Genomic DNA, 25867 nt, shown 5'->3' on the forward strand with positions numbered 1-25867 from the left:
TAGTAGCCATGTACTTAGTAGCCGTGTACTGTATCTGACATGAGCAAGGTGAGTGGCGCGACTCCTGGGCATCTCGTCTGGAGGTTGTCGATGAAGTGGCGGGTGGCGGTCGATCGGGCGTTGGCCCCGGTGGGGTTGACCCATGCGCAGTACGTCATGCTGGCGTCTCTGTACGGGATGGAGCGCGCCGGGCAGGTGCCGAGTCAGCGGGAGCTGGCCGACTACACCGGGCTGGAGGCGCTGTACGTGTCCAAGCTGGCCCGCAGTCTCGACGCCGACGGACTCATCCAGCGCACCCGCGATGCCGGCGACACCCGCACGATGCGTCTCGAGCTGACCGACCAGGGGCGCGAGACGATCCAGCCCGCCATCGCGGAAGTCGCCGGCCTGCTCGACAAGCTGCTGGCGCCGCTCGGCGGTCGCCGTGGTGCGCGCACCAAGGACTTCGTGCGCGACCTCACCGAACTCCTCGACACTCCACTGTGAAGGACTCCGCCATGCCCGAGATCGACGTACACAATTCGACAATCCACTACGAGGACAACGGCAGCGGTACGCCGATCGTCTTCCTGCACGGCAATCCGGCCTCGTCCCACGTCTGGCGCAACGTCATGCCGTACGTCGGCAGCGGCCGGCTGCTGGCACCCGACCTCATCGGAATGGGCCGCTCCGGCAAGCCCGACATCGCCTACACGTTCGCCGATCACGCCCGCTATCTCGACGCTTGGTTCGACGCGCTGGAGCTCGACCGGGTCATCCTGGTCGGTCACGACTGGGGCGGTGCGCTCGCCTTCGACTGGGCCGCCCGGCATCCCGACCGCGTCATCGGCATCGCGTTCTTCGAAAGCATCGTGAAGCCGATGGCCTGGGAGGAGCTGTCGCCCCAAGCGCGCGAACGCTCCCGGCTGATCCGAACCGAAGGTCCCGGCGAAGACCTCGTCCTCGAGCAGAACCTCTTCGTCCGCCAGGCCTTCACCGGCGGCGTACTCACGCCGGTCGGCGACGACGACCTGCGGACCTACCTGGCGCCGTACCCGACGCCACAGACCCGCCGCCCGATCCTCGCGTGGGCCCGCCAGTTGCCGCTCGGCGGCGACCCGGCCGAACTCGTTGCCCGCATCAACCAGTACGACGACTGGCTGGCCGGCAGCACCGACGTACCCAAGCTGCTGATCACCTTCGAAGGATCGCCCACCCTGCTCATCGGCAAGGAGGTGGCCGACTGGTGCGCCGCCAATATCGCCGCTCTCGACATCGTCCACGGCGGCGAAGCCGGTCACCACGCGGCCGAGGACCGCCCCAAGGAGATCGCGACTGAGATCTCCGCCTGGCTGGACCGGCACGCACTGCGCTGACCGCGCCCCCCGGGGGCCACAAGCTGGCCCCGGGGGCGCGATGGTCAGGGAAGTTCGACTCGACCGCGCCATGCGAGATGGTCGCGCCCTCGGCTTGGTAGTCGGTGGCGGCGGCCGTTGCGGGTGGGGTGTCAACAGCACGAGGCCCCCGCGGGACGTCCGCGGGGGCCTTGCTCCGTTGGTTGTTACCCGGCAGCGGCCAGCATGGTCGGGCGGTACAAGGTGAGTCCCGACGTCTCGTCGACGACGGCGACCCGGACGGACTCCGGAGTGGAGTCATGATGCGGTACGGCGAAGACGGCGGTCGCCGGGCGGCCGTCGTACCTGGCGGTGTAGCTGACGAACCGCCAGTCCTCGTCGTCCCAGTAGTCGTGGATGTCGGACCGCAGCAGCCCGTCGACCGAGCGGTACGCGGGGCTGAGCAGCAGCCGTCGCTGCGTGGCCGCCAGCGGTACGGCGTCGGTCGCCGTACCCGCGAGCGGATGACTGAGTCGCAGCCGCAGTCGGCGCAACGGCAGCAGCCAGTACCGATCCAGCTCGGCGGACAGCATGACGAAGACGGCCGCCTCACAGACGAGCACTACCGCAGCCGGACCGGCTGACCACCATCCGGCATCGGGCGTGGTCGCTACCGCTGCTGTTGCTAGCAGCAACAAGGCACGCCCGATCGCCCGCCGGTCAATGGGTTTGGCCGACGCGCCGGTGCACCCGCACGACGCTTCGGGTACGACGATCTTGGCGTAGATCAGGTAGCCGGTGAACCCGACGGCCAACGCAACCGCCGCCGCTGCCTCGATGCTCAAGGCTGGTGGGAGCAGTAGGGCCAGAGCGATGAGGGCCTCGACTCCACCGACGGCGCGATACGCCGCGGTCGCGCGTGACTCGCCGACCAAGCGCGGCAACGCCGTACGAGTGGCTTGTTCCGCGTGGGCGAACTTGCCGTACGACGTCCAGAGCAGGAGCAAGCCGATCAGGAGCGGCTGGGCGGCCGCCATTTGTTGGGCGCCCATGTCAGTTCGACGCGTAGATCGTCGCGATGTCGATCTCGTTGGTCCCCGGTCGCCAGGCGCCGATCACCTGGGCGTGCCGGCCGACCTTGAGCATCGACAGGTCCGACACCGCGGGCGTGCCGTTGTACACGGCCGCGGTGACCCCGGGCTGGACGTACCCGACGACCTTCTGGCCGTGATGGTCGAACTGCAACCCGGAGCGCCCGATCGAGGTGATGGCGACGGTGAGGTTGACGATGTTGATCCACACCGACTCGGCCGCCAGTGTCCCGTCCGGCATCAGTACGCCGCGCGCGTACAGGCCGTCGCCGATCCGGGCCTGGTCGATCGTGGTCGGCCGGAGCTTCCAGACACTGGTCACGCCGGTCAGCTGGATCCGGTGCATCCGGCCGTCGGATCCCTGTACCTGCAGGAGATCCTGGTTGCGGCCCATGATCAGGCCTTCGGCGAAGTTCGGGTCCGGCTGTCCCGGTTCGGGGAACTGCGAGGCCGCGGCGAACGCGGTCTCCGGGGCAAGCGAGCCCATCGCCGTCGCGGCGACCAGGCCGGTGGCGCCGAGCGCGGCGCGGGTGAGCAGGGAACGGCGGTCCATCGTGGTTGTCATCTCAGCTCACCTCTCAGCCGACGTTGATCGCAGCGGGAATCAGGCCGGCGCTCAGGCTCGCGATCGCCGAGAACGCGGCCGGAGTGAGGTCGACGATCCGGTTGGAGGCGCACGTACCGCCGCAGCAGGCTCGTTCACCACAGAACAGGTCGGTCTGCGGACCACAGTCCGCGATCGACGTGACCACCCGCTTGCTGTTGCACAGGTTGGTCGTGGAGTGCTTGAACCCGCACGTACGCCGGGACATCCCGGTGACGCCACAGGTGTCCGGATGGGTGATGGCGTAGCACGCGTCCGAGGCGTTCGGCCACGCGTGCTGGAAGTTCCCCGAGTGACAGGTTCCGCAAGCACCACGTCCGGTGCTCGCGCAGGGTCCCCACGCGTTTCCGCAACAGAACCATGAGACTTCGCCGTTGAGTCCGGCCATGACAATTCCTCCAGGTCTAGGGGCGGTAAGACCTACAGAAACTTTTGTACTCCGATCAGGCGGAAACTCCCAGTGCTCAACCCCGAAACGGAAACTTTTTGCCAAGTGGCTCGGGGTGGATGGTCCTGATCGGCTAGAGTCCTCCGGCGGGGCGCGCGGGGGCTGGCGTTGGAGTCTGTATGCGGTATACGATCTAGCCAGCGCGCTGATGTGACCCGGTGCACGGTGGAATTCATCGGTACTGGATATAGTTGGTGCGTTTGTGGAGGGGAGTATTCCTCTCGGGTCGCGCTTCGGCGGATCCGACTACGGCAGTGTCGTCATCACGGGAGGCCCGGGCGGCCGAACCGGTGCTGCCGGCCCGGAGTGATCCGGGTGGAAGAGACCTCCGGACCGAGCTAGCTCTTCGCCGTCGTCCGGAGGTTTGTCATGGTCTCAGTCATGCCCCCTGTTGTCTGGGTGCTCACGATCATCGGATTGCTCGGGATCGTCGCGTTCGACCTGATCGTGATCGCCAGGCGCAACCACACCGTGACGATCAAGGACGCGACGCGGTGGGTGCTGTTCTACGTCGGGCTGGCCGGTCTGTTCGCGGTCGGGCTGTTCGTGTTCAGTCCGGGGCAGAGCGGCGGGGAGTTCGTCGCCGGGTACATCACCGAGTACAGCCTGAGCATCGACAACCTGTTCGTGTTCGTGATCATCATGGCGCGATTCGCCGTACCGAGCCTGGCTCAGGACAAGGTGCTCTACATCGGCATCGTGGTGTCGATGGCGCTACGGGCGGTCTTCATCCTGGCCGGTGCGGCGGCGATCTCGGCGGCCAGCTGGGTCTTCTACATCTTCGGCGCGTTCCTGGTCTACACCGCGGTCCGGCTGGCGCTCGAGGGCGAGAACGACGAGACCGACTTCCAGGAGAACGTCGTCATCCGTGGGATGCGCCGGATCCTGCCGCTCCAGCACGACTACGACGGAGCGAAGCTGGTCACCAAGACCGATGGCCGCCGGATGCTCACCCCGCTGGTCATCGTGATCGCGGCGATCGGGATGGCGAACGTGATCTTCGCGCTCGACTCGATCCCGGCGATCTTCGGACTCACCCAGGACGCCTACATCGTGCTGACCGCCAACGCGTTCGCGCTGATGGGCCTGCGGCAGCTGTACTTCCTGATCGGCGGGCTGCTGGAGCGGATCATCTACCTGAACGTCGGCCTGTCGGTGATCCTGGCGTTCATCGGCGTGAAGCTGATCATCGAGGCGCTGCACGGCTCGCACATCGACGACGTCGGGGCGATCCACCTGCCGCACATCGGCATCCTGACCTCGCTCGGCTTCATCGTCGGCACCTTGTTCGTCACCACGGTCGCCAGCCTGATCAAGTCGTCGTACGACCGTCGTCAGGTCGAGGTCAAGGTCCGCATCGACGACTGAGGCGGACCGCCAGCACTTCACAATCGCGGCCCGGAGCCGGATGTGAGCGGTGAGCCGCTCGCCAACCGGCAATTGATGAGTGCTGGCGGTCCGCCTCACGCCCGCTCGTGCTGTTCGGTACGGGCCGGGCGGAGGCGGAGGTACAGCAGCGGGATCGGGGTGAGGATGAGCCCCGAGGCGAGGAGTGCGGCGCGCAGTGACGATCGGCCGACGGCGCCCAGCGGCGGACCGCCGACGACCTGGCCGATGGCGTTGGCCTGCGACACCATCGAGATCACGGTCGCGCGGGACCGGGAGTCGACGTGCCGGTTCAGCCAGGCGGACTCGATCGGCCAGGCGAGCGTGCCGGCGATCGTGTTGATCCACATCGCCGCGAGTGCCAGCCAGAGATGACCGAGCAGGGCGAACGCGATCACACCGGCCACCTGCAACGCAGCGAGCAACGCGAGTACGCCGTTCGGATGCGCAGCGGTCACGCGTTCCGGCGAGAGCCTGTTGAGGGCGACCGAGCACACCAGGGACAGCAGCGTCCCGATCAGAGCCAGCACGGTGAACCAGAACGCAGGGTCCGACGTACCGAACACGGTCGGGAAGCTGAAGGACAGGATCTTCACCGACCACAACCGGTCGAACGCCTCACTGGACAGCCCCGAGATCAGGCTGATCAGCACCAACGTCCGTACGACGGGACGCTGCCGGGCGACCGACAGTCCGTGCTTGAACGTGTCGGCCATCTGCTTGAAGGTCTCGCGCTCCTCCCGCGGCGTCCGGTGGAAGTTCTGCTCGCGCATGAAGAGCGCGAGTACCAGCGCGAGCAGAATCATCCCGGCACCCGACAGGGTCAGCGGCAGCGGCAGGCTGATCAGACCTAGCGCGCCGGCGCAGACCGTGCCGGCGATCTTCGCGCCCAGGCTGAACTGCTGGCTGCGGATGAAGACCTTCGCGGCCCGATCGGTGCCGATCTCATCGGTGATCCAGGCCTGGTCGGCGCCGGAAGTGAAGGTGTAGCCGACACCCCACAGCACCTGGGCGGCGAGGATCGCCAGGAACGCCGGTACCAGTCCCTGCAGCAGGAAGCCGACACCGATCAGAGCGACGCCGATGATGATCGAGAGCCGACGGCTGTAAAGGTCGGCGACGATGCCGGTCGGTACCTCGAACAGGAAGCAGGCGAGCTCGAGGACGGTCCCGACCAGGACCATCTGGAGTGGGTTCAGTCCGGCGTCGCGGACGTAGTACACCATGCTGAGCGTGAAGGTCAGCGCGGAGAGGAACGCCCAGGCGCCGTTGTAGGCGTAATAGGTCCGGACCGGATCGGCGGACCGGTAGGCAGGCAGAGACATCGTGGGTTGCTCCCGAAAGCGTGCGTGCGAATGACGAAGCGCGACCCGGGTAGGTCAAACGCTTGACGTGACGCACGACGGCGGGCCCGATGGGAAGGGCCGCGGTGGTGCGCTTTCAGGAGCGGGCTTGCATGGCGTCCAGGGTAGGGGAAGACGGGCGTGTCCGCCGCTGAATTTGAGGACCACTGCCGGTGATCAGGAGTACCATCGAAGTGCCTGGCCCGGCCGTTCCCCCGTGATGGTCGGGTCAGGTTTTTGCCGCATTGCGTAAGTGGATTCTTACGCGTAAGGCCTGGCTTACGGGTTGAGGGGATGGCATGGCGATCGAGGTGGGCGCCGTCCTCGCCGCGGTCGCGGACGGGTCGCGGCGGCGGATCGTGGCGCGCCTCGCGCAGGGGCCGGCGACGACCGGGCAACTGGCCGAACTGTTCCCGATCAGCCGCCCTGCCGTCTCGCAGCACCTGAAGATCCTGCAAACCGCCGACGTCGTGCGGACCACGCTGGTCGGGCGCCATCGCTGGCACGAACTGAATCCGGACGCGCTCCACGCGCTGGCGTACTGGGCCATCGACGTGGCCGCCCGCCATGAGAAGGCGCCGCCATTGCGCCGAGGAGATCGACCATGAGTCAGCTGGTGAGTTACGTCGAGTTCAACAGCCCCGACGTCGGCCGAGGCTCGTACATCCTCGACCCCGCCGGCCTACTGATCGGCCTCCACGCGTACGACGTCTCGACCTGATCGAGCGGCAGCCGGCGAACTTCAGGTCTTGACATCAGTGGTGCGGGGCGGGTTGACTTCGACATAGTTCACAAGAGAAATAAATTCTGGATCGGTCCGGTGTCGGTGGCTCAGAGCGACCTCGGGCTTGATCGGTACGTGCCCGGATCCGATGGCTGGCCATCGGATCATTTGGCGTTCTCGTCAGATGGTTGCTGCGGGCAACGCTGGGAATCCCTTGTGAACAAGGGGATCTGAGCGTCTCGGTCACCGTCCGGTATCGACGGGGCCGGAGAGTCTTCCGCTGCCCGTGGTTCTGTGCCATCCTCCGGGATAGCGAAACCCGAGATCCTATCGGATATCGGTTCCACTCCAGCGCGTGAGGGAAAGGATGCGGAGTGAGCGCAACTTTCGAGGTCAAACCGGCGCCGCCGGCACCGGCACCCCGGGAGGCGGTGAAAACCGCCCGGAAAATCCCCAGGACCAGTCGCCGGACCGCGGCCGGCCGCAGCCTGCGCCGGCACTGGCAGCTCTACCTGCTGATCGTCGTACCGCTCGCGTACTTCGTGATCTTCAAGTACATCCCGATCAGCAACGCGGTGATCGCGTTCAAGGACTACAGCCCCGTCAAGGGCCCATGGGGCAGTGACTGGGTCGGGTTCCGCAACTTCGAACTGTTCTTCCAGAACCCGGTGTTCTGGACCCTGGTGAAGAACACGTTCTTCCTGGCCGCGTACACCGTGCTGGCCAGCTTCCCGATCCCGATCATCCTGGCCATCGCGCTGAACGAGATCCGCAACGGGCGGTTCAAGAAGATCACCCAGCTGGTCACATACGCGCCGTACTTCATCTCCACCGTGGTCGTCGTCTCGATGACGATCCTGGTGCTGTCGCCGCGGCTCGGGTTCGTCAACGACGCGATCGGCCTGTTCGGGGTGCCCGCGGTCGACTTCCTCGGTAACCCGGACTACTTCCGGCACATCTACGTGTGGTCGGACGTGTGGCAGACCACCGGGTACTCCGCAGTCATCTACCTGGCCGCGCTGGCCGGCATCGACCCGGCGCTGCACGAGTCGGCCCGGATCGACGGGGCCAGCCGGTTGCAGCGGATCCGGCACGTCGACCTGCCCGGGATCATGCCGACCGCGGTGATCATCCTGGTACTCGGCGTCGGCAACATCATGTCGATCGGGTTCGAGAAGGCCTTCCTGCTGCAGAACCCGCTGAACCTGGCCCAGTCGGAGATCATCGCGACCTACGTCTACAAGACCGGTCTGCTGAACGCCGACTTCAGCATGGCCACCGCGATCGGCCTGTTCAACTCGGTGATCAACCTCTTCCTCCTGCTCGGCGTGAACTTCGCGGCCAAGCGCATCACAGGGAACGGACTCTGGTCATGAGCATTACCTTGCCGGGCTTCCGGCGTACGACGGACAACCGGTCGGAGCGCACCACGATCGAGGAGACCACGACCGACCGGATCTTCCTGGTCGGCGTGAGGATCATGCTCTGGATCGCGCTGATCGTCGTCACCGTCCCGCTGGTCTACATCGTCGCCAACTCCTTCAGCAGCGCGTCCGCGGTGAGTGCCGGCCGGGTGCTGCTCTGGCCGGTCGAGCCGAGCCTGAAGGCGTACAAGGTGGCCTTCGGCGACCCGCAGATCATGCAGGGCTACCTGAACTCGTTCATCTACGCGATCGGCGGCACGCTGATCAGTGTCACGCTGACGATCGCGATCGCCTACCCGTTGTCGCGCCGGACCTTCTTCGGCCGCAACGTGATCATGAGCGTGCTGATCTTCACCATGCTGTTCTCCGGCGGCCTGATTCCGACGTACCTGGTGGTGCAGGACCTGGGCATGCTGAACACCCGGTGGGCGATGGTGATCCCGAGCGCGATCGGGGTCTGGCAGGTGATCATCGCGCGGACGTTCTTCCGCTCGACGATCCCGGACGAGCTGTACGAGGCGGCCACCATCGACGGGGCCAGCGACCTGCGCTTCCTCTGGTCGATCGTGCTGCCGCTGTCCAAGCCGGTGATCGCGGTGATCGCGCTGATGTACGCGATCTTCCAGTGGAACAGTTACTTCGACGCACTCGTCTACCTCAAGGACCCGAGCCTCTACCCGTTGCAGATCGTGTTGCGCAACGTGTTGATCCTGAACACCGTCGCGGGTGGTTCGACCTCACAGAACCTGGCCCAGCAGCTCGACCAGCAACAGCTGGCCAACGTCCTCAAGTACGCGCTCATCGTCATCTCGAGCCTGCCCGTACTGATCATCTACCCGTTCGTCGCCCGCCACTTCACGAAGGGCGTGATGGTCGGCGCGGTCAAGGGCTGAAACAGCCCATTCCAGAAGGGAAACACAGCAATGCGCTCATCCGTGAGCAAGGTCGTCGCGCTGGCAGCGGCCGGTGCGCTCGCCCTGGCGGCGTGCAGTTCGGACAAGTCGGACAAGGGGGCGGCGAACGAGACCTCGTCCGACGGCAAGGTGATCATCGACACCTTCACCCCGGCCGACCAGAACACCAACCTGGACACCAACCAGGTCACCAAGATCATGAGCGACAAGTTCAAGATCCAGTTCCGCTGGCAGACCACGACGTACGACGGTGGGCCGGCCAAGGAGAAGCGGCAGATCGCGCTGGCCAGTGGCGACTACCCGGACCTGTTCTTCCTGATCCCGTGGGTCGACGCGTTCACCCAGGCCGAGGTGCTGAAGCTCGGCCAGCAGGGCGTCGCCGTACCGCTGGAAGACTTGATCAAGGAGAACGCACCGAACATCCAGAAGGTGCTGGACTCCAACAAGGAGTACAAGGAGATGTCGACCGCGCCGGACGGCCACATCTACGCGCTGCCGCAGTGGGCCGACTGCTACCACTGCACCTACCCGGACAAGCTGTGGATCAACAGCACCTGGCTGAAGAAGCTCGGCCTCGAGGTGCCGAAGACCACCGAGGACCTGCGCAAGGTGCTCGAGGCGTTCAAGACCAAGGACCCGAACGGCAACGGCAAGGCCGACGAGATCCCGATGACGACCGACCCGCAGGACAGCAGCCTGATCGCGTACCTGATGAACGCGTTCGCCTACGACCCGGTCGGCGCGAACAACGGCGTCCGCTCCCTCGTCACGCTCGACGGTGACAAGGTCGTGACCCCGGTGGCCTCGCCGCAGTGGAAGGAAGGCCTCAAGTACATCGCCTCGCTGTACAAGGAGGGCCTGATCGACCAGGCCGCGTTCACCCAGAATGCGCAGGCACTGCAGGCCCAGGGCAACAACCCGAAGGCCGTCGTACTCGGCTCGGTGCCGGTGCTGTGGCCGGGCATCTTCGTCCAGCTCGACTCCAAGGACGGCCGCGACAAGCAGTACGACGCGGTGCCGCCGCTGACCGGCCCGGAGGGCAAGAGCTACACCGGGTACAACCACCCGACCTCCACCGGCTACACGTTCATGCTGACCAACAAGGCCAGCAAGGAGGCCCAGGTCGCGGCGATCAAGATGCTGGACTACATCTACACCGACGAGGGCCAGATGATCACCAACATGGGCCCGGAGGGTGTCGGCTGGACCAAGCCCGGTGCCGGTGACATCGCGCTGGACGACAGCGTCAAGCCGCTGTACAAGCCGAAGCAGGACGCGCCGAAGAACATCAACTGGGGTGCGCTCGGTCAGTACAACAACACGCTGGCCTACCGGAACGCGCAGGTCGTGCCGAAGGACATCTACACCGGCGCCGGCCTCGAGCGGCGGCTGTTCCAGGCCACCAAGCTGTACGAAGGCCACGAGGACAAGTCGCAGTGGTTCCCGCAGACCTCGGTCTGGCCGGACCCCAGCCTGAGCGGTGAGACTGCCACCCTGCAGACGAACCTCAACAGCTACGTCAACCAGAACCAGCTGGCCTTCATCACCGGGTCGAAGAACATCGACACCGACTGGGACGCCTACGTGAAGGGCCTCGACAGCACCGGAATGCCCCGGTACCTCGAGATCCAGCAGCAGGCCTACGACAAGTACAAGTCCGGGAGCAAGTAGCAGTACTTTTGGCCGGGCCTCCGGCACCGGCGTGCCATGGGGCCCGGACTCCCGGCCTTCCCTCGTCGCTTCAGTCGCTTCGCTCCTTACGCTCCTCAGTCCAGGCCGGGAGGCCCCATGACCCATCAGATGTGGTTCCGGACGCCCGCGCCGGACTGGTTCGAGGCGTTGCCGTTGGGCAACGGTCACCTCGGGGCCAAGGTGTTCGGCCGGGTCGGCGAGGAACGGATCGCCCTCAACCTCGACGACGTCTGGTCCGGCGACGGCCCGCGCGAACTGGCCGTGACGGACGGTCCTTCGGTGCTGGCCGACGTACGGCGGTTGTTGCTCGAGGACGATGATCAGTTGACGGCGACCGAGCGGACGCGGGCCTTGCAGGGTCCGCTGGTCGAGTCGTACCAGCCGCTCGCCGACCTGCTGATCAACTCGGCGGGGGAACCACAGGACTACCGCAGGAGTCTGGATCTCCGCACCGGGACCGTCGCCGTCGAGTACTCGATCGACGGCGTACGGTTCCGGCGCGAGACCTACGTGTCCACACCTGACCAGGTGATGGTGTGGACGATCGACGCTGACCAGCCGGGGGCGATCGACCTCGGCCTGCGGCTGGACAGCGTGCATCCGATCCGTACGGACGTTGCCGACGGCACCGACCGGGGCGGTGGGGCGGGGAAGGAATTGTATGGTGTCGTCGGGCACGCGCCGTCGGATCTCACCATCGAGTACCGGCAGAGCCCGGACCCGATCCGTTACGAGGACGGGCGCGGCATCGGGTTCGGGGTCGCACTGCGCGTGGTGAACGACGGCGGCAGCGTGACGGTGACGGACGAGGGTGTCACCGTCCGCGGAGCCGACCGGCTGACCGTCCTGGTGTCGGCGGCAAGTACTTTCGAAGGCTGGTCGGTGCCACCCGGACGTGATCCGCGGGTGGCGTTGCGCGAGGCAACCGCGTTGCTGGATGCAGTTGCCGTGGACAAGCTTCGGGAGCGGCACGTCGAGGATCACCTGCGGCTCTACGAACGCGCCGAACTGCAACTGGGCTCATCCGTCGACCTGCCGACCGATGCGCGGATCAAGGCGGTCGCTGCCGGAGGCAACGATCCGGACCTGGTCGCGTTGATGGTGAACTTCGGCCGCTACCTGCTGATGGCCTCGTCGCGGCCGGGGACGCAGGCGGCCAATCTGCAAGGCATCTGGAACCAGGACCGCCGGCCGATGTGGGCCAGTGACTGGACCAACAACATCAACACCCAGATGAACTACTGGCCGGCGGACCTGACCGGTCTGGGGGAGTGCTTCGACCCCCTCACCGATCTGCTCGAAGGCTTGGCGGAGTCGGGCGCGCAGACCGCGCGGACCCTGTACGACGCTCCCGGGTGGGTGTCGCACCACAACTCGGACATCTGGTGCGCGACTTGGCCGGTGGGTGAAGGTGGCGACGACCCGGTCTGGTCGATGTGCGCGACCTGTGGTGTCTGGCTGACCGCGCATCTGATGGAGCATTACCGCTTCCAACTGGACGTGGACTTCTTGCGGGAGCGTGCGTACCCGCTGATCGCAGGGGCGGCCGAGTTCGTGCTGTCGATGCTGGTCGAGGATCGCGACGGGGTGTTGCAGTTGGTCCCGTCGACGGCGCCTGAGCATCACTTCATCCTCCCGTTCGGCGAGAAGGCATCCGTCGACCTGACGTCGACGTACGACATCTGGCTGATCCGCGAGCTGTTCGCCAACCTGGCCGAGGCGGAAGGCGTACTGGGGCTGAGCTCCGACCTCGCCGCCCGGGCGGCTGTTGCGCGCGAGCGGCTGCCGGAGATCGGTACGACGCCTGACGGCCGACTGCTCGAATGGCCGACGGACTGGCAGCCGTCCGAGCCTCAGCATCGGCACCAGTCGCATCTCTACGGCCTCTACCCGGGCGCCGAGATCGATCCGACGCGTACGCCGGAATGGGCCGCGGCGGCCCGTGCTTCGCTCGAGCTGCGGACCGCCGGAGCCACCAACGGTGGGTGGACGGCCGCGTGGTTGGTCGCGCTGTGGGCGCGGTTGTTCGAGCCGGAGAAGGCGTCGGCCGTGATTCAGGACTATCTGAGTCGGCTCGTGTCGGACAACCTGCTGCACCGCGACGGCGACATCTTCCAGATCGACGCCAACTTCGGCATGACCGGGTGCGTTCCTGAGTTGTTGATCCAGAGCCACACCGACACCGTCCGGCTGCTCCCGGCACTACCGGCCGACTGGCCCGATGGCTCGTTCCGTGGGCTGCGGGCGCGGGGCGGTCTGAGCTTCGACGTGAGCTGGCGGGACGGCGTACTGACGGCGGCTACGGTCCGTGCGACGCAGTCCGGCACGTACCGGATCGCGCTGCCGGACGGTGAGCGGACTGTGGAGCTCGCGGCGGGCCAACAGGTGGACCTGGTTAGGGCTGCCTAACCAAATCTGTTGTATTCTCACGTCCGTGAAGATGCGCATCGTAATAGTCGTTACGGCTGCCCTGCTGGTGCTGGCCGGTTGTGGTGGCAAGGACGCCGGGAGCGCCGACACCGGCGTCGGTGACACGGACGTGGCGACAGGCGGGCGGCTGTTCAAGACCGCGGACGAGGACACCGCCAAGCTCGGGTCGGACGCGCAGCCGGGCGCGTTCCCGCGGACGGTGAAGCACGCGCTGGGCGAGACCAAGATCGAGAAGAAGCCCGAACGGGTCGTCGTGCTCGACAGCGGTGAGCTCGACGACGTACTCGCGCTCGGCATCACGCCGGTCGGGATGGCGACGACCGCGGGGCAGGCCGGCGTACCGTCGTACCTGGCCGACAAGGCGCAGGGGATCAAGACCGTCGGCGGGATCAGCGAGCTGAACCTGGAGGCGATCGCGGCACTCAAGCCCGACCTGATCCTGGGTAGCAAGCTGCGCGCCAACGACCTGTACGACAAGCTCAGCGCGATCGCGCCGACGGTGTTCAGCATCCGGCCCGGGTTCCCGTGGAAGGAGAACTTCCTGCTGGTCGCGGACTCGGTCGGCGACGAGGACAAAGCCACCGGGATCCTGAACGACTACCAGAAGCGCGCCAACGAGGTGAAGTCGAAGGTGCAGGGGTCGCCGACGATCTCGCTGGTCCGGTTCCGGCCGGCGGAGATCCGGCTGTACGGGAACCTGTCGTTCATCGGCGTGATCCTGAAGGACATCGGGCTGCCGCGGCCGAAGATCCAGGACGTGCAGGATCTCGCGGTCGAGGTGTCGCAGGAGAACATCGGGAAGGCCGACGGGGACTGGATCTTCTACTCCAGCTACGGCAAGCCGGAAACCACCGCCGAGAACACCGTTGTCAACGGCAACCTCTGGAAGGCGCTCGGGGCAGTGAAGAAAGGCCAGGTAGCCCGCGTCGACGACGAAGTCTGGTTCCTGGGCCTTGGTCCGCTGGGCGCCATGGACGTGCTGTCGGACCTGGAGAAACTCCTGGGACCGAAGGGCTAGTTCCTTCCGGCGCGTGCTACGCCGTCACTCCACCTCCGCCGCGCTCCGGGGCGGGTGATGTGGGGCAGGCCCGGGCTCGGACCGCGGAGGTGGCGTACCCCGCCGCCCTCTGCTCCGTTCCGGGGCTGGAGTGGCGCCAGGCTTCAGTTGGTGATGCTGTAGTTCAGGTGGATGAAGCCGCTGGGGAAGCGGTGTTCGTCTACAAGGGTTAGCTGGGTGGTCAGGTTGTTGGGGAGGGCTGGTTTGCCGGCTCCGACGATGATGGGGGCCAGGTAGAGGTGGAGTTCGTCGACCAGGCCGGCGTGGAGGGCTTGGCCGGCCAGGTTGGCGCCGCCGATGCCTAGGTCGGCGGCTGAGGAGTCTTTCAGTTGCTGGATCGGGTCGGGTTCGAAGGTGCGCCAGATGCGGGTTCTGGCGCTCGTCACCGCGTGCAGTGTGCGTGAGTACACGACCTTTTCCGCCGCTCGCCAGATCTCCGCGAACTCGCGCGACACCTGCGAGTCGTCGTCGGCGGTTTCCCAGTAGACCATCGTTTCGTACATCCGGCGTCCGTACAGATAGGTCGCGATCGGGCGCTCCAGCTCGTTGACGAACGCATGCACCTCTTCGTCCGGTGCCGCCCAGTCGAACCGGCCGTCCGCGTCCTCGATGTACCCGTCGAGCGACATGATCGCCGTATAGATCAGCTTGGCCATCTCAATCTCCCTTCACCGGAAGCAGTCCCCGCTCCGCTAACCCGAGGAGGGGATCAGTCCGGGACGCGGCCGCGGTCGGTGACTGCGATGGTTGGCGCGCACCGCCGGACTGCCGCGCACAGGTCGTCGAAGGGGAGCGGGCGGCCGAGGATCTCGAAGGTTCCGGGCCACGGGCGGGACGGGCCCCAGGCTTTCGAGCTGCGCGGCAAGGCGTCGTCGTCGTACCGCAGGACGACCAGGTACGGATGCCAGGACTCGCTCTCGCCGTTGTCGTAGTGGCGCTCGACCCTGCACAGGCCGTGCACCTCGGACCACGGGATCGTCTGCGGCTGTTCGCCGCCCAGGTAGATCCCGGCGTCGTCGACGGTCAGGAGTACGTCGTCATCGTCGGCCTCGCGGCGCTCCTCGTACGCCGTGATCGCGCCGACCAGGAGCAGGATCGGCAGCCCGACCGCGAAGATCAGCGGCATGCCGCCCCAGGCCAGCCAGACCGCCTCGAGCGGCTCCCGGATCGGTCCGCCCCTGATCGACTGGATCACGACGAGCAGCACCGTGAGCAGGACCATCAGTCCGAACAGCAGCGTGCCGAGGTAGAGCGCGGTCCTCGTCGTTCCCAGGCCGCGCCGCTTCACGACGAACGGCTCGGCGCTCCGCACAGACGACATACCCGCATTGTCAGGGCTCTCCCCACAACGCACCAGATCTCTCACAGATCGCTAATCATTTCGGTCTGATCCGGTCGTCCGGAGGGATGAAATAGGCCTCCTTGACCGGGCGCGGACTTTGGTACGGCGCGAGACTCCGCAACAATCGCTCCATGTCGGACCGCCAGACCGCAGTCGCCGCCGCCAAGCCGCCGCGTCCGCGCACCGCCTCACAGCGGCGCCGGAAGGGCAGCATGTGGCGCCGTGGCTGGTTCATCGCCGTCCTCGCGGTCCTGTCCGCGCTGCCGCTGCTGTTCCACCGCTGGGTCCCGAACTCGGTCGGCAACCTCGGCAGCCTGCTCGACACCTTCCTGCCCTGGGTCGGCGTCGCCATCCCGATCCTCGCGATCGCGGCCCTGGTACGGCGCTCAGCCACCGCAGCCGTCGCGCTGCTGCTGCCGCTGGCCGTGTGGGCCTACATGTTCGGGAACCTGCTGATCCCCGGCAAGGGTGGCGGTGGCGACTACGACTTGCGTGTTCTGTCTCACAACGTCGACGCGGCCAACCCGGATCCGAAGCACACCGCGCAGGATCTGCTCGCCGCCGACGCGGACGTGATGGCGCTGGAGGAGATCACCGCGGCGGACATGAAGGTCTACAAGGCCGAGTTCGCGAAGACCTATCCGTACGAGGTCTCCGGGGACACGGTCGCCCTCTGGTCGAAGTACCCGGTCGCGGAGAGTAAGTCGGTCGACGTCGGCTTCAAGTGGACGCGTGCGCTGCGGGCCGAGGTCAGTACGCCGGAGGGCAAGGTCGCGGTGTACGTCGCGCACCTTGCGTCGGTGCGGGTCGGCACCAGCGGCTTCACCTCGGACCAGCGCAACGACACCATCAAGGCGCTCGGCCGGCAGATCGCCGACGAGAAACTGGCCGGCGTGATCGTGATGGGTGACTTCAACGGTACGGCGAACGACCGCAGCCTGGCCCCGTTGACCGCCGGACTCCGCTCGGCCCAGGGGGCAGCCGGCCAAGGCTTCGGATTCACCTGGCCGGCCAAGTTCCCGATGGCCCGGATCGACCACATCATGGTGCGCGGAGTCACTCCGACCAAGGCGTGGGTGATGAAGCCCACCGGCAGCGATCACCGGCCGGTGATCGCCGAGCTACGGGTCTGACGCGATCCCTTTGCGGTAGGCGTAGCGAACCGCCTCCGCGCGGTGGCGGGCACCGATCTTGGCGAACGTGTTGTTGATGTGCGTCTTCACGGTCGCCTCGCCGATGAACAGGTGCGCGGCGATCTCCGGGTTGCTGAGTCCGCGCGCGATCAACCGCAGTACTTCGGTCTCGCGTGCCGTCAGCCCGTCATTGCCGGCCGGCTCAGGTGCCAGTCCGGCGATCAAACGCTTGGATACCTCGGGGTCGAACGTGGACTGACCGGCCGCGGTCGAACGCAGTGCCGCACCGATCTCGGCCCGGCCCGCGTCCTTGGTGAGGTATCCACGCGCCCCGGCCCGGAGGGCGGTCGCGATCGACGCGTCATCGGCGTACGTCGTCAGCACGAGTACGGCGACCTCCGGGAAGCCGGCCGTGATCCGTGCGGTCGCCGCGACACCGTCCAGAACCGGCATCTTCAGATCCATCAGCACGAGGTCCACGTTGCCCTGGGCAACGAGCGCGACCGCTTCCACGCCGTTCCCGGCCGCGCCGGTGACCTCGATCCCGTCGAGCAGGCCGAGCAGCGCGACGAGTCCCTCGCGCACCACCTGCTGGTCGTCAGCGACGACTACTCGGATGACGTCATTCATCTGGCACCTCCGCGACTACCAGCCAGTCGTCCCCGTCCGGACCTGCCGTCAGCGTGCCACCGACCAGGGCCAGCCGTTCCCGCATCCCCGTCAGCCCGAACCCGGTACCGCTCGTCGCTCCCTTGTTCCGGACGGTCAGCCGCACGCCGTCCCCGTAGCCGAGCTCGACCGCCACGGTCCGACCGGTCGCGTGTTTGGCCGCATTCGTCAGTGCTTCCCGCGCGGCGTTGAGCAGCGCCACGATCACGCCGGAATCCAGTCGCCGCGGCACGCCACGTACGGTCAGCCGGACCTGCGTGCCGTGATCCTTCTCGTGCTGCTCCACCAGCGCCGCGAGCGCCTGGGGGAGGTCCAGCACGTCATCGGCCCGCAGAGCGGCCACGGCGTTCCGTGCTTCGTCGAGCCCTTGGACGGCGAGCCGCCGCGACCGCCGTACGCGGTCGAGCGCTCCCTCCGCATCGCCGCGTTCCGCGAGCAGTGCCTCGGCCACCTCGAGCTGGACGCTGAGTGCGCCGAGGGAGTGCGCGAGTACGTCGTGCAGATCGCGGGCGATCCGGCCGCGTTCCTCCAGCGCCGCCGCCCGGGCATGCTCGCTTTGCGCCAACCGGGTCTGTTCGAGCAGTCGCTCGGTCTGCCGTGCCTGCGCCTCGTACTGCCGCCGGTTCAACCCGAAGGCGACGAGTACGGCGGTCCACATCAGCTGGGTGAAGTACCAGGTGTCCGGCTTGTCGAACCACCACGCCGAGACCGCGTACGCCGCCGCGACACCGATGCCGGCGGCGATGATCGGCCGATAGCCGGGCCGGCGGAAGTCGATGACGGCGATGTCGCTGATCGCGACGAGAGCCAGCACCAAGGAGTTCGATTCCGGGTAGCCGGCGATCAGGGCGTTGCTCACGGCAACGGCCGAGAGCAGCGTGAGAGCGCCGTACGGCCTGGTCGCCATCAGCGTCGACCCGGCCAGGAAGGCGACGAAGCTCACGCCGAGCACGACCCAGACCCAGGCGTCGGCGGGCCGCGCGGTGGCCAGGACGGCGATCGCGACGCCGCCGGTCAGCACACGGCCGACCCAGCCGCTCTCACCGTGCGGCCGGGCCGGCAGGTAGGCCTTCAACGTCACCGGCTGCTGTACTCCTCCGCGTCGCGGTGTGCCTTCGACTGTATGACCAGCGACTGGGTCAGCAGGTTCGCGCCCAGGGAGACCAACAGTGAGCCGCCGCCGGAGGCCGCCGCGCCGATCAGGTGCCCGAGGCCCGCCAGCCCGAGCCGGACGACCACGTAGGCCACCATGATGCCGAGTCCCGGCAGCCCGAGCCGGAAGAACACCTTCCCGGCGCGCCGCTCGACTTGGGCCACCCGCCCGGCGGCGACGCCGGCCACCAGCGCGACAGCGGCGCCCACGACCAGCAGGGCGGTGTCCAGGACGCCCAGCTGCGCGTGCCGGTCGTACAGCTGGTAGACCCCGATCCCCATCATCACGAGCGGGCCGCGCCAGACATCGGCGTCGGAGTTCTCCAGCTCGGACCAGGACAGCCGCCGGGCCATCACGGCGACGACGACGGCGATCACGACCAGTGCGTTGGGCAGCGTTCCGAAGCTCATGGCCAGGACGGTAGGCCGCGCGGACCCGGGTCGCGGACCGTCCACGGGTGGAGATCGGGGTGGAGGAATCGCCCGGCGCGGGTCGGCGCGTCTGTAGTTGAAAGCAGGAGCTTCGTGCTCGGCATCGGGTACCTGGCCAAACGCGCGGTGTCCAACAGCCTGGACTTCTTCCTGTCCGGCCGGACGGCTTCTACCTGCGGACCGGCCGCTGGATCACCGTGGCCGGCACCGTGATCGCAATCGGGACGGCGGCGATCGCGTCCGGTTACAGCAACCTGATGGACTACCTGCAGCAGCTGTTCTCGTTCTTCAACGCGCCGCTGTTCGCCACGTTCATCCTCGGTATGTTCTGGCAGCGGATGACCGCGACGGCCGGCTGGACCGGTCTGGTGAGCGGTACGGCGACAGCGGTCCTGGTGTTCGTCCTGTCCGAGAACGGCGTGATCAACTTGCCGGGTCAGGGCGCGAGCTTCGGCGGTGCGGGGGCGGCCTTCGTGGTCGACATCCTGGTCCGCGTGGTGATCGCGGGCTGGTCGCGCTGTACGGCGTGCTGCTGACGATCCTCGGGATCATCGCCGATCCCGAGGAGATCGCCAAGGCGGACGGGATCAACATCAACCTGTGGGGTGGCGTGGCGATGCTGGTGTTCGCCGCGGTGTTCGTGCTCTGGGCCCGGTTGCGCCGATCGCCGTACCGGTGGAAGAAAAACCACCGAGGAGTAACCCGCGTCTGTACGGCTGGGACAGCTCGGACTGTAAGCGTGTCCGTTTGACGAACATCGGCGTCCGGCGCGGTCCTGCCGTCCGGGCGCCGATTTTCCTACGCTCGCAGTACCCGATCAGGAGGACATCGACGATGACGATCACTTCGAGCAGCCCGGAGCTGTCGACGCTGGCGCAGCAGTACGCCGACGACGGTTTCGTGCTGGTGAAAGGCCTGCTCAGCAAGGAAGAAGCGGCGTACTACCGGCAGCGCAGCCACGACCTGCTGGCTCAGCTGAACCGCCACGACGACCCGACCTGGAAGTCCGCGATGGGGCTGTCCGGCGGTGCGACCCGGCTGCAGCACCTGCACGACGCGCAGTTCTACGACGCCGCGTTCTCCAAGCTGCTGGTGGACCCGCGCTTCACCGACGTGGCCGCTGCGGTGATGGGCGTGGAGAACGTCCAGCTGCACCACACCAAGCTGTTCGTGAAGCCGCCGGAGAACGGTTCGCCGTTCCCGCTGCACCAGGACTACCCGTTCTTCCCGCACACCTATCACCGGGTCGGCGCGGCGATCTTCCACTTCGACGACGCGCCTCTCGAGAAGGGGTGCGTCAGGATCATTCCGGGCAGCCACAAGGAGGGGCCGCGTGAGCACGACCCTGAGGGCTCGTACCACCTGCCCGACGTACCGTTCGAGTCGGCGACGCCGCAGCCGGCCGAGGCGGGCGATGTCCTGTTCTTCACCTACCTGACCGTGCACGGGTCCGGGGTGAACGTGAGCGACCAAGCGCGGACCACCTGGCTGATCCAGTACCGCGACCCGGCGGACCCGCCGACGGTCAAGACGCACGACCACTCCCTCGGACAGGGCATGATTCTGCGAGGAGTCGACCCCACGGGCAGGAGTGCTGTTTGAGCCTCGCGGATGTCGCTGCGGCGGACCGCTTCGTCGACCTCGCCGGACTACTGGAGTCCTGCGAGGTCGACGGCTTCCACGCGGACTTCCTCAGCTGGGGGCACTACCGCCCGGAGTACTGGCGCAACTACTGGCACAGCCACTCGTTCCACGAGGTCTGCCTCGCGTACTCGGGCGCGGGCCGCTTCAACTCAGGCTCGGTCGAGTACGACGTCCGCCCGGGCTCGGTGTTCCTGGCCCGGCCCGGCGACGTCCACGAGATCGAGTCGAGCCGGACCGAGCCACTGGGCATCGCCTTCTGGGGTTTCACCTTCCGCCCGGGAACAGACGAAACAGGTTGGTGGTCGGGCCTGACGCGCGCCGACGGTCCCGTCCTGTCGGACAGAACGGGATCGCTGCCGGCACTCATTGCGGCGCTGGCCGCTGAGGCTGCGGCTCCGCTCTCCGGCTACAACACCGCCCTGGCGGCTCTTGGCTCCACTCTGGTGCTCGAAACCGCACGAGCCTTCGCACTGGATGAGGACCTGGCTGTGGAGCCCGTTCGGCGCGACAGGGGTCCGCTGGTGGTGGCTGCGATGCAGCGGCACCTCCGCGACAACCTGTCCCGGCCAATCACCGTCCGGGACGTCGCAGCCGCAGCGCACCTGTCCGAGCGCCACGCCGAGCGGCTGTTCCAGCAGCAGACGGGCGCGTCGATCATGTCGACCCTGCGCCGGCTACGGCTGGAACTCGCCGCGCAGCTACTACTCGACCCTGCGCTGACAGTGACCGACGTGGCCCGGTCCTGCGGGTACTCCGACGTACGGCCGTTCTCGACGGCGTTCCGGCGACACTACGGGCGCACACCGGGGGAGCACCGGCGTACCGGTGGTACGGAGTTCATCTAGAAGGACACCTGCTCCGTGCTGTCGGTGCGGAGGACGGACTGCTGCTGGAACTTCTTCTCGTAGGCGTCCCGGATCTCTTCGATCTTGCGGCTGCTGTCGTCGGCCCCGTCGACCGGATACAGGATGATGACGACCTTGGACCGCTCCTTGACGATCTGGCCGGTGTCGCTGTCCTTCCAGTGCCCGTTGCCGGCCAGCACAGTCAGTCCGTCCGGGAAGCGCGGCGTCACGGTGTCGTTGACGAACCGGCTGAACTGGTAGTCCGTGACGTCCGGTCCGGGCTTGTCGGTGCCGAAGAACAGTTCGGTCCGGACCCAGGTGTCACCGACGAGCCGGACCCCGGCGGGCTTGTCGTCGGACTGCTGCAGGGCCACCGCGGCGGGTGCCGCCAGCGCGGTCATCACCAGCGCGGCCGCCGCGGTCGTCTTGCCCAGATGCATCATGCGGTTCTTCCCCCATACGTCGTTGGCTTGCTCTTGACGCTCACTACGCGACCACTCGGACCGGCGGTTCGCGGACGTCTTCTGCCCGGCCGACCGGTTTGATCTGCCCTACTGCCTGGTCACACAGCGTAGTGAACGACGTCTGGACAGCGCACCGGGTGACTGCTCCAATGCACCCAGGTATTCCGCAGCACCCCTGGAGGGGATATATGAGGAGTCGACTCGGCCGCGTCATCGGCATCTGCGCACTGGCCCTCGGACTGGCCATCACGCCGGCGCTGTCCGCCAGCGCCATCACCGGCGGCGAACCCGACGGCAACGGCCATCCAGCTGTCGGGTTGATCCTGTTCTACCAACCGGACGGCCGCTTCCGGTGCACGGCGACGCTGGTGTCGCCCACGGTGCTGGTCACTGCGGCGCACTGCACGCTGGGTGCCCTGGGGAAGACGCTGGTGACGTTCGACTCGGTGATCGCCGAGCAGCCGCCGTCGCCGTTCCCGGTGGCCGCGGACCCGGCGAAGGGCTACACCCAGGCTGAGCTGGAGAAGGCCGGCTACAAGTCCGGGACGGCGCACGCGCATCCGAACTACTCCAACTTCACCGATCTGGCCAACTGGAACGACGTTGGCGTGATTGTGCTCGACCGTCCGGTGACGAACATCGCCCCGGCCAAGATCGCGCCGCAGAACTACCTGAACGCGTATCAACAGCCGAAGCTGAACAGCACCATCTTCACCTCGGTCGGTTACGGCACCGAGGTCCGTAAGGCCGACTCCGGCCCGCAGAAGCCGACGCCGATGTCGTACCCGTTGCTGCGCCGCTGGGCCGAGGAGCCGGGCCAAAAACTCACCCCGCAGATCCTGCAGGTGAACGGCAACGAGAACGACAACCGTGGTACCGGTGGCACCTGTTTCGGTGACTCCGGCGGCCCGACCTACCACAGCGGCTACGTGGTGACCGTGACCAGTTACGGCTACACGCAGAACTGCCGCTACCTCGATGGCCTGCAGCGGATCGACATCAAGGTCGTCCAGGACTGGCTGAAGACCTACGGCGTACCGATCGGCTGACCGCCCTGTCGCTACCGGTGTCGCGATCGTCTCAGTAGGTCGCGGCACCGGTGCTATCCTGGGGCCATGCGAGTGAGCCTGCTCCTTAGTTAGCCGTACTGGCATCAAGGCGCCATGAGAGCGCCGGTCAGTGCGGCGTCCCCTCCTGTGCGAGGGGCTTTTTCATTTCCAGGGATGCCTTCTGGCACATTTAGGCTCAACAACCACGATTCGCAGGAGTAGGACAGTGAGCGAGCAGGTGGAGGACGCCCCGATCGACCGGGGTGGGTACGACTTCAACGCCATGCAGGCCAAGTGGCGCCCGGTCTGGGAGAAGCTGGACCCGTTCAAGGCGCGCGACGACGGCACGGCCGAGCGGCGCTACGCGCTCACGATGTTCTCCTACCCCTCCGGCGACCTGCACATGGGTCACGCCGAGGTGTTCGCGCTGCACGACGTGCTGTCGCGCTACTGGTTCCAGCAGGGATACGACGTCCTGAACCCGATCGGCTGGGACTCGTTCGGGCTGCCGGCCGAGAACGCGGCGATCAAGCGCAACGAGCACCCGGCGACGTACACCTACGCCAACATCGAGACGCAGGCCGAGTCGATCCACCGGTATGCGATGAGCTTCGACTGGTCCCGCCGGCTGCACACGTCCGACCCGGAGTACTACCGGTGGACGCAGTGGCTGTTCCTGCGGTTCTACGAGCGCGGGCTGGCCTACCGCAAGGCGTCGTACGTGAACTGGTGCCCGCACGACCAGACCGTGCTGGCCAACGAGCAGGTGATCCAGGGCCGCTGTGAGCGGTGCGGGCACGAGGTCACCAAGCGCGAGCTGACCCAGTGGTACTTCAAGACCACGGAGTACGCCCAGCGGCTGCTGGACGACATGGAGCTGCTGCAGTGGCCGGAAGAGATCCTGCTGATGCAGCGCAACTGGATCGGCCGGTCCGAGGGCGCGTTTGCGAGCTTCCAGGTCGAGGGCCGGGACGAGCCGATCAAGGTCTTCACCACCCGGCCGGACACGCTGTTCGGCGCCACCTTCATGGTGGTCGCGCCGGATGCGAAGCTGGCCGCCGAACTGGTCACGCCAGAGCAGCAGGCCGCCTTCGACGAGTACCTGGCCGCGGTCAAGTCCGAGACCGAGATCGAGCGGCTGAGCACCGAGCGGGACAAGACCGGTGTCTTCCTGGGCTCGTACGCGATCAACCCGGTGACCGGGCAGCGGATCCCGATCTGGGCGGCCGACTACGTGCTGGCCGACTACGGCACCGGCGCGATCATGGCGGTGCCCGGCCAGGACACCCGGGACTGGGAGTTCGCGGAGAAGTTCGAGCTGCCGATCGTGCGGACCGTCGAGCCCGCGGCGGACTTCGACGGCAAGGCGTACACGGGTGAAGGCCCGGCGATCAACAGCGCCAACGACGAGATCAGCCTGGACGGGCTGGACGTCGCCGAGGCCAAGTCGCGGATCATCGACTGGCTGGAGACCAAGGGGCTGGGCGAGCGGACGATCAACTACCGGCTGCGCGACTGGCTGCTGAGCCGGCAGCGGTACTGGGGCTGCCCGATCCCGATCATCCACTGCCCGTCCTGCGGCGAGGTGCCGGTCCCGGACGACCAGCTGCCGATGGAGCTGCCCGACCTGCGCGGCGCCGACCTGGCGCCGAAGGGCGTGTCGCCGCTGGCGGCCGACCGCGAATGGGTCGAGGTCGACTGCCCGAAGTGTGGCGGCAAGGCCGAGCGCGACACCGACACGATGGACACCTTCGTCGACTCCTCCTGGTACTTCCTGCGCTACCTGTCGCCGGAGTTCGTCGAGGGCCCGTTCGACCCGGCCGCGGCCGAGCGCTGGATGTCGGTGTACCAGTACGTCGGCGGCAAGGAACACGCCGTACTGCATCTCCTGTACGCGCGGTTCTTCGTCAAGGCGCTGCACGACATGGGCCTGCTGACCGTGGTCGAGCCGTTCACCCGGCTGCTGAACCAGGGCCAGGTCGTCAACCAGGGCAAGGCGATGAGCAAGTCGCTGGGCAACGGGGTGAACCTGGGTGACCAGATCGACCTGTACGGCGTCGACGCGATCCGGCTGACCATGGTGTTCGCCGGTCCGCCGTCGGACGACATCGACTGGGCCGACATGTCGCCGGGTGGCTCGCTGAAGTTCCTGCAGCGGGCCTGGCGGCTGGCGGGATCGGTCGAGGCGCCGGTGGGCACGGATCCCTCGACCGGTGACGTCGAGCTGCGCAAGGTCACCCACCGGACGGTGGCGGACGCGGCCGAGCTGATCGACTCGATGCGGTTCAACGTGATGGTGGCCCGGATCATGGAGCTGGTGAACGCGACCCGGAAGACGATCGACGCCGGCCCGGGCGCGGCCGACCCGGCCGTCCGCGAGGCGGTCGAGACGGTGGCGATCCTGCTGAGCCTGGTCGCGCCGTACACGGCCGAGGAGATGTGGGAAGAGCTGGGCCACGAGCCGACCGTCGCCAAGGCCGGCTGGCCGCAGGTCGACCCGGCACTGCTGGTTCAGGACTCGGTCACCTGCGTGGTCCAGATCGCCGGCAAGGTGAAGGACCGGCTGGAGGTCTCGCCGGACATCTCCGACGCCGACCTGGAGCAGCTGGCGCTGGCGTCCGAGGCGGTCCTGAAGGCCCTGGACGGCCGCGGCACCCGCAAGGTCATCGTCCGCGCGCCGAAACTGGTCAACATCGTTCCGGCCTAGAACC

Annotated in this window: 25 protein-coding genes and 1 pseudogene; 16 read left to right on the top strand and 10 right to left on the bottom strand. The window is 67.0% G+C overall.

The genetic code is table 11. From position 1 onward, the window contains the following. The first annotated feature begins 39 nt into the window (after positions 1-39). Positions 40-486 (top strand): MarR family transcriptional regulator, encoded by a 447-nt coding sequence (locus tag AB0E63_RS18650; RefSeq protein WP_360367158.1) that lies wholly within the window; start codon positions 40-42, stop codon positions 484-486. Positions 487-497: 11 nt separating this feature from the next. Next, positions 498-1355 (top strand): haloalkane dehalogenase, encoded by an 858-nt coding sequence (locus tag AB0E63_RS18655; protein ID WP_360367161.1) that lies wholly within the window; start codon positions 498-500, stop codon positions 1353-1355. A gap of 185 nt (positions 1356-1540) precedes the next feature. Here AB0E63_RS18655 and AB0E63_RS18660 read toward each other — a convergent pair whose 3' ends face one another. From AB0E63_RS18660 to AB0E63_RS18670, 3 genes are read right to left on the bottom strand one after another with little or no spacing between them, the layout of a single operon-like run. Continuing rightward, complete coding sequence (locus AB0E63_RS18660; RefSeq protein ID WP_360367164.1) at positions 1541-2365, bottom strand: MauE/DoxX family redox-associated membrane protein; 825 nt, start codon at positions 2363-2365, stop codon at positions 1541-1543. A 1-nt stretch (position 2366) separates the two neighbouring features. Then, positions 2367-2969, bottom strand: coding sequence for a cell wall protein (locus AB0E63_RS18665; RefSeq protein WP_360367167.1), 603 nt, complete (start codon positions 2967-2969; stop codon positions 2367-2369). 13 nt (positions 2970-2982) lie between these two features. Then, a complete protein-coding gene (locus tag AB0E63_RS18670) occupies positions 2983-3216 on the bottom strand; it encodes a hypothetical protein (protein ID WP_360367170.1) in 234 nt (77 codons plus the stop codon). A gap of 621 nt (positions 3217-3837) precedes the next feature. On the opposite strand from AB0E63_RS18670, the gene AB0E63_RS18675 reads away from it, so the two are divergent. Continuing rightward, positions 3838-4824, top strand: a complete 987-nt coding sequence (locus AB0E63_RS18675) for a TerC/Alx family metal homeostasis membrane protein (RefSeq protein ID WP_360367173.1) — start codon at positions 3838-3840, stop codon at positions 4822-4824. A 95-nt stretch (positions 4825-4919) separates the two neighbouring features. Here AB0E63_RS18675 and AB0E63_RS18680 read toward each other — a convergent pair whose 3' ends face one another. Next, positions 4920-6167 carry an MFS transporter gene (locus AB0E63_RS18680; RefSeq protein ID WP_360367176.1) on the bottom strand — a complete coding sequence of 416 codons (1248 nt, stop codon included), beginning with the start codon at positions 6165-6167 and terminating at the stop codon, positions 4920-4922. 317 nt (positions 6168-6484) lie between these two features. Here AB0E63_RS18680 and AB0E63_RS18685 point away from each other — a divergent pair, with 317 nt between their 5' ends. The 6 genes from AB0E63_RS18685 (at position 6485) to AB0E63_RS18710 (ending at position 14387) form a co-directional block, all read left to right on the top strand. Further along, positions 6485-6793, top strand: coding sequence for a metalloregulator ArsR/SmtB family transcription factor (locus AB0E63_RS18685; protein ID WP_360367179.1), 309 nt, complete (start codon positions 6485-6487; stop codon positions 6791-6793). A gap of 490 nt (positions 6794-7283) precedes the next feature. Continuing rightward, a complete protein-coding gene (locus AB0E63_RS18690; RefSeq protein ID WP_360367182.1) occupies positions 7284-8285 on the top strand; it encodes an ABC transporter permease subunit in 1002 nt (333 codons plus the stop codon). Beyond that, on the top strand, positions 8282-9226 hold the full coding sequence (locus AB0E63_RS18695) for a carbohydrate ABC transporter permease (protein ID WP_360367185.1): 945 nt from the start codon (positions 8282-8284) through the stop codon (positions 9224-9226). Before AB0E63_RS18690 ends, AB0E63_RS18695 begins: the two co-directional genes overlap by 4 nt. A gap of 30 nt (positions 9227-9256) precedes the next feature. After that, positions 9257-10918 (top strand): ABC transporter substrate-binding protein, encoded by a 1662-nt coding sequence (locus AB0E63_RS18700; protein WP_360367188.1) that lies wholly within the window; start codon positions 9257-9259, stop codon positions 10916-10918. A 117-nt stretch (positions 10919-11035) separates the two neighbouring features. Beyond that, positions 11036-13348: a glycoside hydrolase family 95 protein gene (locus AB0E63_RS18705; RefSeq protein WP_360367191.1), complete on the top strand. Its 2313-nt coding sequence runs from the start codon at positions 11036-11038 to the stop codon at positions 13346-13348. 31 nt (positions 13349-13379) lie between these two features. Beyond that, on the top strand, positions 13380-14387 hold the full coding sequence (locus AB0E63_RS18710) for an iron-siderophore ABC transporter substrate-binding protein (protein WP_360367490.1): 1008 nt from the start codon (positions 13380-13382) through the stop codon (positions 14385-14387). 143 nt (positions 14388-14530) lie between these two features. Here the strand turns inward: AB0E63_RS18710 and AB0E63_RS18715 are convergent, their stop codons facing one another. Together AB0E63_RS18715 and AB0E63_RS18720 are read right to left on the bottom strand one after the other, a co-directional pair. After that, a complete protein-coding gene (locus AB0E63_RS18715; RefSeq protein ID WP_360367194.1) occupies positions 14531-15082 on the bottom strand; it encodes a dihydrofolate reductase family protein in 552 nt (183 codons plus the stop codon). 53 nt (positions 15083-15135) lie between these two features. Further along, positions 15136-15747 (bottom strand): hypothetical protein, encoded by a 612-nt coding sequence (locus AB0E63_RS18720; protein ID WP_360367196.1) that lies wholly within the window; start codon positions 15745-15747, stop codon positions 15136-15138. Between the two features lie 152 nt (positions 15748-15899). On the opposite strand from AB0E63_RS18720, the gene AB0E63_RS18725 reads away from it, so the two are divergent. After that, positions 15900-16901 (top strand): endonuclease/exonuclease/phosphatase family protein, encoded by a 1002-nt coding sequence (locus tag AB0E63_RS18725; RefSeq protein WP_360367199.1) that lies wholly within the window; start codon positions 15900-15902, stop codon positions 16899-16901. Here AB0E63_RS18725 and AB0E63_RS18730 read toward each other — a convergent pair. Genes AB0E63_RS18730 through AB0E63_RS18740 form a run of 3 tightly spaced genes read right to left on the bottom strand, consistent with a single transcriptional unit; the run spans position 16890 to position 19133 of the window. Beyond that, on the bottom strand, positions 16890-17531 hold the full coding sequence (locus tag AB0E63_RS18730; protein ID WP_360367202.1) for a response regulator transcription factor: 642 nt from the start codon (positions 17529-17531) through the stop codon (positions 16890-16892). The two genes, AB0E63_RS18725 and AB0E63_RS18730, sit on opposite strands and share 12 nt — an antisense overlap. Then, positions 17524-18651 (bottom strand): sensor histidine kinase, encoded by a 1128-nt coding sequence (locus AB0E63_RS18735; RefSeq protein ID WP_360367205.1) that lies wholly within the window; start codon positions 18649-18651, stop codon positions 17524-17526. The genes AB0E63_RS18730 and AB0E63_RS18735 overlap by 8 nt, the downstream gene beginning before the upstream one ends. Next, positions 18648-19133, bottom strand: a complete 486-nt coding sequence (locus tag AB0E63_RS18740) for a hypothetical protein (protein ID WP_360367207.1) — start codon at positions 19131-19133, stop codon at positions 18648-18650. Before AB0E63_RS18740 ends, AB0E63_RS18735 begins: the two co-directional genes overlap by 4 nt. 164 nt (positions 19134-19297) lie before the next feature. Here AB0E63_RS18740 and AB0E63_RS18745 point away from each other — a divergent pair. The 4 genes and pseudogenes from AB0E63_RS18745 to AB0E63_RS18760 form a co-directional block, all read left to right on the top strand. Next, positions 19298-19657: pseudogene (locus AB0E63_RS18745) on the top strand (Na+/galactose cotransporter); the annotation flags it as partial. A 23-nt stretch (positions 19658-19680) separates the two neighbouring features. After that, positions 19681-19905 carry a hypothetical protein gene (locus AB0E63_RS18750; protein ID WP_360367210.1) on the top strand — a complete coding sequence of 75 codons (225 nt, stop codon included), beginning with the start codon at positions 19681-19683 and terminating at the stop codon, positions 19903-19905. Positions 19906-19988: 83 nt separating this feature from the next. After that, the gene (locus AB0E63_RS18755) at positions 19989-20756 is read left to right on the top strand and encodes a phytanoyl-CoA dioxygenase family protein (protein ID WP_360367213.1); all 768 of its coding nucleotides are present in this window, start codon (positions 19989-19991) and stop codon (positions 20754-20756) included. Further along, positions 20753-21643 carry an AraC family transcriptional regulator gene (locus AB0E63_RS18760; RefSeq protein WP_360367216.1) on the top strand — a complete coding sequence of 297 codons (891 nt, stop codon included), beginning with the start codon at positions 20753-20755 and terminating at the stop codon, positions 21641-21643. The genes AB0E63_RS18755 and AB0E63_RS18760 overlap by 4 nt, the downstream gene beginning before the upstream one ends. Here AB0E63_RS18760 and AB0E63_RS18765 read toward each other — a convergent pair. Further along, positions 21640-22086 carry a DUF3574 domain-containing protein gene (locus tag AB0E63_RS18765; protein ID WP_360367219.1) on the bottom strand — a complete coding sequence of 149 codons (447 nt, stop codon included), beginning with the start codon at positions 22084-22086 and terminating at the stop codon, positions 21640-21642. The two genes, AB0E63_RS18760 and AB0E63_RS18765, sit on opposite strands and share 4 nt — an antisense overlap. Before the next feature lie 209 nt (positions 22087-22295). On the opposite strand from AB0E63_RS18765, the gene AB0E63_RS18770 reads away from it, so the two are divergent. Continuing rightward, positions 22296-23156 (top strand): trypsin-like serine protease, encoded by an 861-nt coding sequence (locus AB0E63_RS18770; protein WP_360367222.1) that lies wholly within the window; start codon positions 22296-22298, stop codon positions 23154-23156. Positions 23157-23382: 226 nt separating this feature from the next. Then, entirely contained in the window at positions 23383-25863 is a 2481-nt protein-coding gene (gene leuS / locus AB0E63_RS18775) for a leucine--tRNA ligase (protein WP_360367225.1), read from the top strand. The last annotated feature ends 4 nt before the right edge of the window (positions 25864-25867 follow it).

This window comes from Kribbella sp. NPDC026596 (genome assembly GCF_040638415.1).
GTDB lineage: Bacteria > Actinomycetota > Actinomycetes > Propionibacteriales > Kribbellaceae > Kribbella.